This window comes from Winogradskyella haliclonae (genome assembly GCF_014635865.1).
Taxonomy (GTDB): domain Bacteria; phylum Bacteroidota; class Bacteroidia; order Flavobacteriales; family Flavobacteriaceae; genus Winogradskyella; species Winogradskyella haliclonae.
Genome location: NZ_BMDQ01000001.1, coordinates 1319259 through 1332221 on the forward strand (window position 1 = coordinate 1319259; position 12963 = coordinate 1332221).

Genomic DNA, 12963 nt, shown 5'->3' on the forward strand with positions numbered 1-12963 from the left:
GCTATACACGTTGTTGTACCACGTTATATTTTTATATTCCAACTCCACATTTTAATTCCTTTTTCAGTCAGTTCTTTAGTTGTTTTCTCGTCAGTCCAATGTAACACGTTAGTATATTCAAGTGTATTTGATTTCATTAATATCTCCACAGATTGTGAAATCAGATTTTTTCTTTCACTTGATTTTTGATTTTCGGCAAACGAGAGCTGTAATAGTTTTAAATTAGGGATTTCTCCAACAGATTTAATGTCGTTAAGTCGCAAATTATTATGAATGTGAACTCTTTTTAAGTTTTTTAATTTCGATAAGTTAGGTATTGATTCCATTTTTGACATTCCTTCAAATTCTATCTTTTCCAGATTTTCCAAGGAATTCAAGAAATCAAAGTTTGATATTTGCCTTACTCGACTAAATTCTATTGATTTTAATTGCTTTAGTTTTGATAATGAATCAAGGTTTTTATAACTGCCAAAAAGTAAATTCAATTCTTGAAGCTTTATTAGTTCGGTCAAAAAGTCCAAATTGTCTAATTTGACTCCACGAAATGTTAGAGTTTTTAAATTTGGCAAATACTTTGCATTTTCCAAGCCTTTTTTCATTCCGTCAACATACAAGGACTCTAAATCCTGAAATTCCTTAATGAATGATAAATCAACAGCTTTGGATTTAGTTTCTTCAATTCCAAAATGTTTCAGCTTGCAGTTAGACTTAAGTATGGAATAGTCTTTTACTTTATAAGTGGCGATTGTGAAACTTCTAATATTTGGAATTAGTTCATAAAAAGATAAATCTTCGCAATCATACCAAACAACTCTTAATCCAATATCTGGATAGTCTTTGTAAAATTCATTCAATGTTTCCCAAGTTTGTCTATTTGGGGTTTGAAATTCAAACAATTGTAATGAGTGGATATCATCCTCTTTTATGATTTTAGGAATATCAGATTTCTCGAGGTCAGAATAGATGTTTATATTTCCGTTGAAATTTCCCCATTTCTTTTTTCTGTTAAATATTCCCATTAATTATCTCGGTTCTTTAATGTGGTACAACGGTCTTGTGTATGGCTCGTTGCGGAAATCTGCAAGGATTTTCCGCCGTAATCGAAAGATAGTGAATTGCAATGAATTCCGATTAGGAATTCAGCCGCAATGAACTATACACGTTGTTAGGCATAGTTTTTTAAATTTTTATTTTTTGGTTAAAAAATCATTTACTCTTAGAAAGTTAGTAGCAAGGTCATTAGGGCTAACTTCTATTTTAAAATAGTATTCGCCTGTCATTTGGCAAGCGATATTGTAAATTGATTCCTTATTTGATATGTTAGTCTTTAAATTCCCAGTTTCTTCAAACTCATTAATATCAGCAATTACATTTTTTGAAAAAATACTATCCGAAAAAGGAACCTGCTTATAAAACAAATCCACCCACGGAATTACTTCTTTAATACCATCTGTTATACTATCATCTTTTTTTAAGAGAAAAAGTTTTGTATCATTTAAATGTCAAGAAAAAAAACTTTTTTAGTATTTGCACACGTCTTTTGCCCGATAATAATAGGCGGGCTAATCTATATTTCACTTAGGACAACTAATTTGAGGATGTTTAATTGGTTTGAATTATTTGGCTTTTCCTCAATTGTTTTAAAACTACGGGAGTCTATTTTCCCGCTTTATGAGAATTTACCTTCTTGGATATATTATTCTTTACCAGATGGCCTGTGGGTATATTCTTTTTCATCTGCTCATATTCTTATATGGGGTAATTCTTTCAGCAAATTAAAATTTTGGCTTTTAATTCCTGTTTTTTGCGGTGTTGGAGCTGAACTATTACAATTTTTAAATCTACTTCCAGGCACGTTTGATATATATGATTTTATATTCTCTATTATGGCTAGTTCACTTAGTATATTTTTTTTAAATCCAAAATTCAAATATTATGAAAGATAACTTTAAGACATTGATAAGCATTGTGGTAACATTAGCTTTTTTATTCCTAGCTTTTGGTAGCGAAGATGATTCATCAACTGATAAAAATTCTAGTGGTAGCAAAGAAATAAAAACTTCATTTGCTTCAGTATATGATGCTAAGGATTATATACGTTACGTAAAATATAAGAACTTAGTAAAGGTTTGGGGTGAGCCAGAATTGGGAAAACCTTATTTATACAGGGGTGAATATGTTATTTATGCTACTTGGCCTGAAGTTAAAGTTGAAGGACAAGCTATGAAAGTACAGTTTAAAAATAGCGATGCTGATTGGAATTTTAGTTCAAAAGATGGTTCACCTTATAAAGAACCTATAGGATTCCCAATACAAATCCAAATCAATGATACAGGTTATGGTTGGTGAAGTGTAGTAAATGAAATAGCTATTTATTATCCATAATGCAATTGTGTGTCAAATTAAGACTATAGTTCAAACTTGACACGCTAAGTATATTTGAATACTAGTAAAATACTAGAAAATGTATTAAAAAAATATATAGTCTAAAAATAATACAATATCTTTGAGATATCAAGTTAAAGTCCATGTATTATTTTTATTCAAGAGTATCAACAGTATCACAGAACACCAGCAGGCAGGTTTCAAATTTCAAACAGCATATAGGATTCAATCCAGCGAATTTATATATTGATAAGGTTCAGGGTAACGTTCCATTCTTGGAACGACCAGAAGCGTCAAAACTTTTTGACCATGTAACTGAAAACTATGATGGTCGACCAACTATAGTGGTCGATAGTATTGATAGACTAGGACGGAATCTCATTGATATTTTAAGAACTATCGAGAGGCTCACTGCTAATGGAATCAATCTTAAATCAATTAAAGAAGGGTTTGAGACCTTGACCGATGATGGCAAGGAAAACCCAACTGCTAAGATTGTGGTATCATTGATGGGGTCTATCGCAGAGATGCAGCGTAATATCATAAAAGAAAGAACTGCTGAAGGTATTCAGATTGCCCGTGCCGCTGGAAAGTTTAAAGGACGTAAGTTCGGCTCTGTTCAATCTACTTCTAGGCTTTTAGAACGCCACCCTGTTATCGTTAAGAAGCTTAATAAGGGCCTAACTGTGCGTGAAGTAGCTGAAATTACAGGAAAGTCTACAACAACGGTTATGAAAGTAAGAAAAGTTCTTAAAAAAGACATGAATATTTAATTACGATAGCGAATTGTAAAAAAATGCGCACCTTTGTATTCAACCTAATAAATGAATGCCTGATAAGAAACTAAAATATCAAGAACAAATAGATACTTTTGACCCAGATTTGACTGGATTTTATGAACGTGATAGGGATAGTTTTCGATTTGTTCACAAAGACAATGATGATGAAAGAAACTTTCTGCCAGCATTTGTAATTGATGAAAACAGAACTCAAAATAACTTTAGAGGTTTTGGGTTATCGTTCTTTGAGGATGAAACTAAAGCAATTAATAGATATACTCTATTAAATAATGATATGCCGAATATTCATAAGAAAATTGGTACTCATTTAGCGAAGGGCTTTATAGAATCTGAAGATGGTATTTCTGATGATGCGAATGAATTCAGTCATTTTACGTTATTAGAATATGAAGATGTAGAAATATCTGGAAAATTTAGTCAATCAATAAGAATCTACAATGATTAATGTTAACGGATTAAATATTGACTACTTACCAATGAAATTAGATGATTTCATTGGAATTCTGTTACATCATGAATATCCTGTGATGACAATTTATCGTCATAATGGATTGCCATTAATACGCTATTGGGTAGACTGCAATGATGATGATTCAGTCAATAGGTATTTTGTTTACACCGTTCGTCCAGTCTCTCTAAAGAGATATCTTAATGGAGGGATTGGTTTGTTGGGACTATTAAATTGTCTTAATGATGGTTTCGGATATCTTATTGACATAGACAATACAAATGTGATTCATAATGTAACGATAGTATCACCAATAAACTTGCCAGACACTTACAAGCCAAGGTACGATTCGATTTTTGAGCTTAATAATGGCGTTGATACTGAACAGATTTTTAAAGCTTTCGATTTAGACTCAATAGAAGAAAAAATTGATACGGTAGGATTGTTAAGTGAAATCTCTAAAGATAAGAACATTGAGATAATAAATTTACATTTAACAAAAGGAGAAGGAATCGGTTATGGTAAAATTAACACTAAACTCTTAGGTGAAACCCTAATAGCCTTCGACAATTTATATAGAGAAGTAGCTTTTGATGAGATGAAAGGTAGCAATCGTGGCGAAGTAACAGACAAGAAAGACAATAAAGATTATTTCGTCAGGTCTTCAACAGAGATTTTCATGAACAAGGCGGCATCATATAGTATATTTATTAAGCCAAGTATCACACAGCTTGACATGTTTGAAAATGTAACTGAGTCATCAAAGATTGCAAAAAGAATATTAGAGTTAATCAATAATACATCTGATAAAGATTTAATCGGAGATTATTACCCTCAAATAAGTGATTTTGCTGTAAAATCTTATCAAGAGTTCTTGAAGGAGATAATAAGCAAGGATATTAATCTAAGTTTGAATTGGTTTAATCCTCAGAACAATGAAACTTATTCAAAGGATTTTTCATTGACAATCGCCAATCAAATTAACGACAATATAAATTCCATTAATACAGATTTCGAAGAGAAATTCAATCTAAAAGGAAAATTTACTGCCTTAAATTGTGATACGAGGTATTTTACATTTAAATCTCATGATGACGAAAGCTACAAAGGGTATTTCGATACTTTGATAAAAGACAGTATGCCATTATTAAATTTTACGACATTGTACGAGATTATAGTGAACAGAACTATAAAAAAAGAAGCTGGACGTTCTGAACCAAAAATTAGCGACATAATATTATCATGTCAAGAAGTGTCATCCTAAAGCTGAAAGAGTTAATTACGTATTCTCCAAATTAAGACATCAATATCGTTTCATTAGCTGAAATGACTAGAATGTAACCGTAGTCTTAATAAATATAAAGAAAGCTCTAACATTGAGCTATATAATATATTTTTACTGAAAGATTACTGCCCTATGAGCTTGACTTCTAAATTGACGATTCCTTTTAATGCTATTTTTCCTGACGAAGAACCTCTTGAAATTGAAGGCTATTTTGAGGGAATCACCCGTGACACCCTTTTGAAAATTGGGTCTTTCTTCCTGGGATTTAGAGCCAATGGTTCAGATTATTCTCATCCATTTGATTTTATTCGCATGTTCTTCTCAGAGGAAAACAGAGAGTTTGCTAGATTAGTAAGAGAAAACTTAATAGAATATGTCTCTGAAGAAAGATATAGTGTAGAAGACTATTCATTTTCTTATGTTGTAAGTAGTTTGGCGTTCTTTGAAAAAGCTTTTGATTTGGCTGAAGATATTGAAACTACTTTGACGAATACCGAAATAGAGATAAGTGTGTTTAAGGCATTCTTACTGTTAAACCAAATAAAAAATACAGACAGTGGTGTAATTGCATCAGAATCAACAGCAGATTGTGTGATGGAAAGAAAACCAGCGGCCATTTTACTATCACTTCAGCTTAACAATTTTGACTTTACAAATTATCAAATTGATAAGTTAATTTCCACACAACTCATAAGGTCCATTTCGTTCTTTGAATTTTTAGAATCAAAAGATTCGTGCACTCCACTACTAAACTCTTTTTATGCTTACTATGATGTTGGTGACTACAAAGAATACTTAAAGAGATTACTGCCTTTATCTATTTCTATAGTTAAAAGAAATAAAGAAGGTCATACAGATATTGAACTGGACAATGATGAGCATTTGGAATCTAATGTGACCTTTCTAGATAAAATTTCCGTAGATGAATCGGACATATTAGAGGACGTAGACTTTAAAAAATTAAGAGCTAACCCAATTTACAAGCTTTCTGAAAATAAATACAGAATTATTAGTCCTCAATTTGTATTAGAGACGATTTTTAATGGACTATATTGGAAGTTTAAGCCAATTAATGATGGTCTACCAGTAGGAGATAGAATAAATAATTTCTTAGATTTTAAAACTTTTGAATTCTCAGAGAAGTATGTCCTTCACAAGTTGTTACGGGAGATTTTTGGAAGACGATTTTTTCAAAGAAATGGAACCGAATTAGATGCCCTTTGCGATGGTGCGCCAGACTATTATGTGAGAAATGGTAAAAGGATGTTTCTTTTCGAATCAAAGGACATAATGCTGAATGCGAACGTTAAGCAATCTTCAGATTTCAATCAGATAGAAAGAGAATTAAAGAAAAAGCTTTATATAAAGGATGATGGAACTCCCAAAGCTGTTGTTCAATTAATCAAAACCATCAGAAAGGCTCTTGACAAGACTTTGGAATATGATACAGGATACAATCCAAAAAGAGTAATTATATTTCCTGTGTTGGTGCTACATAATAGAATGTTTAATGTAGGTGGATTTAATAAACTTTTGAATTTTTGGTTTCAAGATGAACTTCAGGGTTTAAGAGATGAAGGATTCGATACACAAAATGTTATGCCACTTGTTACTGTTGATATTGATACATTAATCTTTAACAAGAACGTTTTTGTTGACCGCAAATTGAAATTTGAAGATATTCATACTGAATACAGTAACGAGTTTATTAATTTTTCGGTTGAAGGTAGAGCTTATGTAAATGAGGCGGCTGCGAATAAAGCTAGTAAAGATTCGTACGTGCCATTTTCATTCTATTTGGACAATAAGGTAGATAGGATGAATCTTAGGACTATACAAAACGAATTGATGGAGAAAGGATATAGTCTGTTAGAATAGAGAATTTATCCAGCTAAAGCTATTAAGGATTACCATCTTTTTCTTTTTCTGTAACGCCTCACAAGACGCATATGTCCTTGCTGAATACGCTTACTTTTTTCTGCGTCTTCTTTCTTTTTATTTTCTAATAGCCTTTGCTCTTCCTTTTTTTGTCTTAATTCAAACTGTTCTTGGTAGTATTCGTAATCACCATCATATTTAAGAATAAAATCCTTCTTGGATATGAAAAGACCAATACCTGTTTTAGTTCCCATACCAGAGCGCACCCAAAAAAGAGTGTCTGTACCAAAATCAATAAAAACATGTCTATTAACTTCTGCCCAACTTCTGCGTGCATGGTTCCATTGAAAGGCTTTTCTGCCTATTTTATTTTTGATTTGATTATGTTCTGAACTCCATCTATGGTGGGGACCATCTAATTCGAAAATTTGAAAGTTATTTTTAAAATGGCCACCATTGATTAACCATAACATTCTTTGTCCGTAGAACTCTTCTCGCTCTGATATTATACCTTTTCGAATAGGTGAATTTTGAAGTTCTATCACCACATTTTCCTTTGTAAGTACATCCGCTCTATGTATTTCATTATTCTTCCTAATTACCTGTTCAGCACATTCTTTGCCGAATGTCATTTTCCAATCAAGATGCCAGTCAGATTCTGGTTCATACCACGGGTCACAGTTTTGTCCTTTATAATGTGCCCAATGCCAATCATTTATTTCACCACATTTAGAATGTACTTTACCACCACAGGTTGGACAAGTTCCAAATGTGTTCGGTTGAGGTCTAACTTTTTCATTATTTACAATCGCCCAAAACATATTTTAATAGTAAATATTATGCTATAAATATTTGAATAGATGTAATCTGTAAGCTTTATATAAAATTAATTAAAATCATTATTTTTATATTTAAATATATGATAATCAATTTAATATGATAATTAAAAAAATTTACGCACTCTTTTTTTTGCTACAATTTTTAAGTATTCAAAGTCAAGAGAAATTTGAAGATTACACATACTTTAATGATATACAAGGGATGCCAATTTACTATAATCGAAATACTTTGAAGCCATATCTAAATGGTCGTTTTATTGAAGAATCTAAGTTTTTCCCTACAGGAAAAGTATTACCTGAGAGAGAGTTTAGATTGAGAAATGGGAGAATGGATGGTATTGTAAAAGTTTATTTTCGAGGAAAAGAAAGTAATGTTATGGCAAGTTGGAAAGATTTATATCCTAACGGTTATGAAGAGATAAACTATGTGCTTGGAAAAAGAGGAAACCAAATTAACTATTTTGATTCCGACAATCGAAATATTTTGAAAAAGGCAAATTACCAAGATGGAAAATTAAGCTCAAATATTTCCTATTATAAAGATAAAACAATTGAGACTTATTATCCAGATAATTTAAATTCAAATTTGAGATTAGTTAAAACTATAACTTCAGATAATAAGGGTAACAAAAAATCTGAAATTTCAAGTATTCCGAACTTTACAAGTATACCAATATGGTCAGTTAATGGATTGCATGGTAAGAGTTATTATTATCATGATAATGGAAATGTTTTTATTGAAGCAGATAATTTCAATGGGTTTTTAGTTAAAATTTTAGTCTATGATATAGATGGGAGTTTGTTTAATGGTCAAATTGAATTACCAAAAAGGCTATACGGTGTCTTAGGTAAGGTTAAGGCAAATATTAAGGATGGACTTATAGATGGACAATTATTAGGTTATCATGAAATTGAAAATTATAAAATTTTCGAAGTCAATTTTCAAAATGGATTTCCAAATGGTCTATTTAAGCTATATATGTCTGATGGTTCTATTAGAGGAGAGGCAAATTTTTCTAATGGTATTTTAGAAGGAGAATTTATTCAATATTTAGGTGATAATGTTATTTCCAAAATTAATTTTAAAAAAAATAATCCTATAACTATTACCACATACGATAGACATGGCGTAGTGAAAATTCACTACACTAAATCTAATAAGTATGCTCAAGAATTAACATTTTATGATGAGAATGGAGTTAAAATTGAGAGAATTTCATTGAATAAGACTCTCTATCAACCATTCAACTTTATGTATAAAGAAAGGGTGACGAAATCCCTAATGAAATTTTTCCTAATTAATATTAATTGGATTAACAAAAGTACATTTGATAAGTATAATAGTGAAAGAGTTATTTATAATAGTAAAGGTGAAATAATTGAGATAATAACAAATAATAATGGAATATACGAAAATAGATATTTTGAAAATTCAAAGCCCAAAGAAGGAATTGAAAAGAGTTATAGAGAAAGCGGTGTTTTAAGTAATGAGATTCAATATAAAAGCGGATATAAGGTTAGTCGAAAAGGTTATCATAAAAATGGCGAAATTTCAATATTAGAAACTTATAAAACTGTTGGAGAGTGTATTCAAGAAAATTTCAATGAAAAAGGTGTTTTAGTAAAAAAAGTATTTTACAAGAATAATATTCAATATGAACTTTTTAATTATGTCTTGGTTAATGATAACAATAATTCTTTTCTTTTTCATGAAATTAAAAAAGATAATGGAAAAGTTATAGTTAAGGAGTCATTTTACAACAAGGAAGGTGATGTTATTCATACTAATGACTTTAAAAATCCAAATTGGGATGGAAATTATAAGACATATGGTTATATTAATGGTGAGTTCATAGTACTAAATTATGGCACTTATAAAAACTTAAAAAAACACGGGACTTTTTTTGTCAAAGGGCAAGAAATGAATTATAAATATGACAAGCTTGATGGGGTCGCAATTTTGAAGTATAAGAGTTTGGTATTAAGAGATTTGTACAAAGACGACCAATTGATGAATAGAATAGATATTTCAGCATTTAACGATGCTAATAATATTGATGAATATTTTACTACTACTACTAATTTACCAAACAACCAAAGTTCATTTATTGGAGGAAAATGCACTACAAATATTGAATGTAAGAGTGGCTATTGTTTGAATGGTAAATGTTCGACCACTTTAACTATTGGTTCAAAATGTATCTCCAATTTTCTATGCAGTTCTGGCTATTGTTTAAATAGTAAATGTTCGGCTACTCTAGTTTTAGGTTCTAAATGTACATCTAATGTTTCATGTAATTCAGGTTATTGTTTAAATGGAAAATGTACAACTACTTTGCCTATTGGTTCGAAATGCATATCTAATTTTTCATGCAACTCTGGCTATTGTTTAAATAGAAAATGTACTAATACTTTACCGTTAGGTTCCAAATGTACATCTAATGTATCGTGTAACACTGGATACTGTTTGAATAAAAAATGTACTGATAAACATAATTGAATTTAATAATGATTAGGTTCTCATTTTCTAAAATTCTATAATCTTGAAAAAGTCTTTTATAAACTTGTTCGATAATTTAACCTTTCCAGCTACAAAGAAGCTCCTTAATTTCTCAAGGAGCTTTTATTTTTTTAGTTTATTCCAAAATGTATAAGTCAGATACCAAAATGTATAAGTTTTGAACTTCAATGACAGCTTAACTTTGTCATCAAATAATAAGTGTAAAATTTTAAAACATAAAATCATGGTATTACAATCAGGAAAAAACAATGTAACGTTTACATCATTTGGAGTACAATTAGCAGGAGATTTATACCTTCCTGAAGGATTTGATGAAAACAAAAGGTACAAAGCCATTGTTGGAGCGAGTCCGTTTCCACAAGTTAAGGGACAAATTCCAGCCATATATGGTCCAGAAATGGCTAAAAGAGGTTTTATCTATCTTGGATTCGATTATCTTGGAATGGGAGATTCGCCAGCATTACCAGGAGAATATAAAAAATCAAGATATATGTTCCGTTTAATTGAAAACACATGGGATGCAGTTTCTTACTTGGGAACACTTCCATTTGTTGATGAAATTTATGGATTGGGTGTATGTCAAGGAGGTTCTATCGTTGCATCAGCCGCTGTAACTGACCACAGAATCAAGAAAATTGCTACCGTTTCTGGTATGATGGCAGCAGATGCTTTTCAATGGGGTAACAGAGATATTGCTAATATGGTGATTGCGGGAGCAAACGCTTCAAAACAAAAAATGTATGAAACAAGAGAAGCAGATTACACTTGGCCAATTGTTCTCAACGACAGTATGAGCAGAGAAGAATTTGTTGCCACAGGAACACCAATGGCAGATGATACTTATAATTTCTATGGCAAAGATGGTTTTGCAGGACCAGGGAAAGTTGAACATTTTACTTGCGAACATATCGGTGACCAGCCTATGCAATCACTTATTTCTATTGCAGAGCACTATGCTGATAAAATTGCTCAACCAACCCTTGTCGTATATGGTACGAGTGCAGCAACAGCTATTTGTTCAACAGCGTTTATTGATAAACTTACAAATGACCCTGAAGTATTAGCATTTGATGAATTTAGTCACGTAGATTTTTACTGGAAACCAGAAGCTGTAAAAGTATCTACAGATGCTGTTGCAGAATTCTTTAATAAATAATAAGCTATAGCGCGTATTAGGTTTTTTTGATTAATAGCGCCCTAATACAAGAACCTCTTGCCTAATATTTAATAGCAAGGGGTTCTATTCTTAAATATTTGAATATGACAGTTCAAGAATTAGAAAAACAAGTACAAGGACAGAAAGTGCATCAAATTAGATGTGGCAACCATCGTTTTATCGACATCACCATTGTAGCTACTGAAGGACGCTTTTTTGTGCGTCAGTATAAGTTCGGAAAAAGAAGTTGGTATCACGCGTTTTTAGAGCATCCAGGAGGTGCTATGAAAGTTGGCGATGTTGAAGTTGCAATTGATGGTGTTGTTCCCACTGATTTAGATGAAATAAACCCTAGAGTGAATAAAGCGTATCGAAAATTGTTAGGATTGATTTATCCTGCAATGCGATTGACATATGACACAAAAAAACATGAAGCGTCTACTTTAGAGCTTATTCCTAAAAGTCTATGAAAAAGAGAATACAAAAAATTTTAAAAAAAATGTTGATTACCCTGTTATCACTTATTGGCATCTTGATAGTTGCTTACTTTCTGATTGTAAAATTTTATCCTTCTTTTGGTGGCGACGTCACAAAAAAAGATTACGAATCCTATACCAATTCTAAACAATACGAAAATGGTAAATTTCGAAATCTAGATGCTAACGTTCCTCAAGATTTAGGGTTTAATGATATGGTTAAATTATCGTGGAAATTCTTTACTGCCAAAGTTGAAAACGGCAGACCAAAAGACGATTTAAAAGTTCAAAAAATAGATTCGGCAAATGTTGCTGATTATAAAGGTGATACACGCTTTATTTGGTATGGTCATTCCGCTTTTTTAATGCAAACACAAGGCAAAAATATACTAATTGACCCTATGTTTGGCAAAGTGGCCGCACCAATGGAATTTTTAGGTGAAAATCGTTTTAATAAAGAGATGCCTTTAGAAATTGAGAAATTACCAAAAATTGATGCTGTAATCATTTCGCATGACCATTACGACCATTTAGACTACGACAGTATTAAAAAGTTAAAATCCAAGGTTGAACACTATTTTGTGCCATTAGCTGTTGGAGTGCATTTAAAAGCTTGGGGAATTTCCGAAGAAAAAATCACTGAGCTTGATTGGTGGGAAGAAACTACTTATAAAGGTTTGCAGTTTGCCTGTACACCATCACAACATTTCTCTGGAAGAAAAATGAATAATCGTCAAAGTACCTTATGGAGTTCTTGGGTTATAAAAACACCAACCGATAACATCTTTTTTAGTGGAGATAGTGGTTATGGTGAACACTTTGCTGAAATCGGCAACAAATATGGCCCATTTGATTTTGCAATGCTCGAATGCGGGCAATACAATGAACAATGGCAAGACATACATATGCTACCAGAGCAGACCGCACAAGCAGGTGTAGATTTACGAGCAAAAAAAATAATGCCAATTCATTGGGCAGGTTTTAAATTGGCATTACACTCATGGACAGACCCAATTGAGCGTGTAACTAAAAAAGCAAATGAACTCAACATACCTTTGGTAGCACCTAGAATTGGCCAAGCATTTACCATAAATAATATCGAAAACAGCCCTTCCAACTGGTGGAAAAATTATTAATAATAAATCGTAGATTTACATAGTACAGAAATTATGAAA

Annotated in this window: 11 protein-coding genes; 9 read left to right on the plus strand and 2 right to left on the minus strand. The window is 31.6% G+C overall.

All coding sequences use genetic code 11. From position 1 onward, the window contains the following. Window positions 1-23: 23 nt before the first annotated feature. Window positions 24-1019 (minus strand): leucine-rich repeat domain-containing protein, encoded by a 996-nt coding sequence (locus IEV10_RS06000; protein WP_188373778.1) that lies wholly within the window; start codon window positions 1017-1019, stop codon window positions 24-26. A 916-nt stretch (window positions 1020-1935) separates the two neighbouring features. Here IEV10_RS06000 and IEV10_RS06005 point away from each other — a divergent pair. The 5 genes from IEV10_RS06005 (at window position 1936) to IEV10_RS06025 (ending at window position 6796) form a co-directional block, all read left to right on the plus strand. Then, window positions 1936-2349 carry a hypothetical protein gene (locus IEV10_RS06005; RefSeq protein ID WP_188373779.1) on the plus strand — a complete coding sequence of 138 codons (414 nt, stop codon included), beginning with the start codon at window positions 1936-1938 and terminating at the stop codon, window positions 2347-2349. Window positions 2350-2528: 179 nt separating this feature from the next. Continuing rightward, the gene (locus IEV10_RS06010; RefSeq protein ID WP_188373780.1) at window positions 2529-3158 is read left to right on the plus strand and encodes a recombinase family protein; all 630 of its coding nucleotides are present in this window, start codon (window positions 2529-2531) and stop codon (window positions 3156-3158) included. A 55-nt stretch (window positions 3159-3213) separates the two neighbouring features. Continuing rightward, window positions 3214-3630 (plus strand): hypothetical protein, encoded by a 417-nt coding sequence (locus IEV10_RS06015; RefSeq protein WP_188373781.1) that lies wholly within the window; start codon window positions 3214-3216, stop codon window positions 3628-3630. Beyond that, window positions 3623-4897: a hypothetical protein gene (locus tag IEV10_RS06020; RefSeq protein ID WP_188373782.1), complete on the plus strand. Its 1275-nt coding sequence runs from the start codon at window positions 3623-3625 to the stop codon at window positions 4895-4897. The genes IEV10_RS06015 and IEV10_RS06020 overlap by 8 nt, the downstream gene beginning before the upstream one ends. Window positions 4898-5050: 153 nt before the next feature. After that, window positions 5051-6796, plus strand: coding sequence for a hypothetical protein (locus tag IEV10_RS06025; RefSeq protein WP_188373783.1), 1746 nt, complete (start codon window positions 5051-5053; stop codon window positions 6794-6796). Window positions 6797-6825: 29 nt separating this feature from the next. Here IEV10_RS06025 and IEV10_RS06030 read toward each other — a convergent pair whose 3' ends face one another. Beyond that, a complete protein-coding gene (locus IEV10_RS06030; RefSeq protein ID WP_188373784.1) occupies window positions 6826-7617 on the minus strand; it encodes a competence protein CoiA family protein in 792 nt (263 codons plus the stop codon). Window positions 7618-7732: 115 nt separating this feature from the next. Between IEV10_RS06030 and IEV10_RS06035 the strand changes: the two genes are divergently transcribed. From IEV10_RS06035 to IEV10_RS06050, 4 genes are all read left to right on the plus strand, one after another. Further along, window positions 7733-10135 (plus strand): toxin-antitoxin system YwqK family antitoxin, encoded by a 2403-nt coding sequence (locus tag IEV10_RS06035; protein ID WP_188373785.1) that lies wholly within the window; start codon window positions 7733-7735, stop codon window positions 10133-10135. A gap of 244 nt (window positions 10136-10379) precedes the next feature. Beyond that, a complete protein-coding gene (locus tag IEV10_RS06040) occupies window positions 10380-11312 on the plus strand; it encodes an alpha/beta hydrolase (RefSeq protein WP_188373786.1) in 933 nt (310 codons plus the stop codon). A gap of 104 nt (window positions 11313-11416) precedes the next feature. Next, on the plus strand, window positions 11417-11782 hold the full coding sequence (locus IEV10_RS06045; RefSeq protein ID WP_188373787.1) for a hypothetical protein: 366 nt from the start codon (window positions 11417-11419) through the stop codon (window positions 11780-11782). After that, the gene (locus IEV10_RS06050) at window positions 11779-12924 is read left to right on the plus strand and encodes an MBL fold metallo-hydrolase (RefSeq protein WP_229719606.1); all 1146 of its coding nucleotides are present in this window, start codon (window positions 11779-11781) and stop codon (window positions 12922-12924) included. Before IEV10_RS06045 ends, IEV10_RS06050 begins: the two co-directional genes overlap by 4 nt. Window positions 12925-12963 lie beyond the last annotated feature (39 nt).

Coding starts and splice junctions, on each gene's coding strand:
- IEV10_RS06000 (WP_188373778.1), bottom strand. CDS start 1,019: ATGGGAATATTTAACAGAAAAAAGAAATGGGGAAATTTCAACGGAAAT.
- IEV10_RS06005 (WP_188373779.1), top strand. CDS start 1,936: ATGAAAGATAACTTTAAGACATTGATAAGCATTGTGGTAACATTAGCT.
- IEV10_RS06010 (WP_188373780.1), top strand. CDS start 2,529: ATGTATTATTTTTATTCAAGAGTATCAACAGTATCACAGAACACCAGC.
- IEV10_RS06015 (WP_188373781.1), top strand. CDS start 3,214: ATGCCTGATAAGAAACTAAAATATCAAGAACAAATAGATACTTTTGAC.
- IEV10_RS06020 (WP_188373782.1), top strand. CDS start 3,623: ATGATTAATGTTAACGGATTAAATATTGACTACTTACCAATGAAATTA.
- IEV10_RS06025 (WP_188373783.1), top strand. CDS start 5,051: ATGAGCTTGACTTCTAAATTGACGATTCCTTTTAATGCTATTTTTCCT.
- IEV10_RS06030 (WP_188373784.1), bottom strand. CDS start 7,617: ATGTTTTGGGCGATTGTAAATAATGAAAAAGTTAGACCTCAACCGAAC.
- IEV10_RS06035 (WP_188373785.1), top strand. CDS start 7,733: ATGATAATTAAAAAAATTTACGCACTCTTTTTTTTGCTACAATTTTTA.
- IEV10_RS06040 (WP_188373786.1), top strand. CDS start 10,380: ATGGTATTACAATCAGGAAAAAACAATGTAACGTTTACATCATTTGGA.
- IEV10_RS06045 (WP_188373787.1), top strand. CDS start 11,417: ATGACAGTTCAAGAATTAGAAAAACAAGTACAAGGACAGAAAGTGCAT.
- IEV10_RS06050 (WP_229719606.1), top strand. CDS start 11,779: ATGAAAAAGAGAATACAAAAAATTTTAAAAAAAATGTTGATTACCCTG.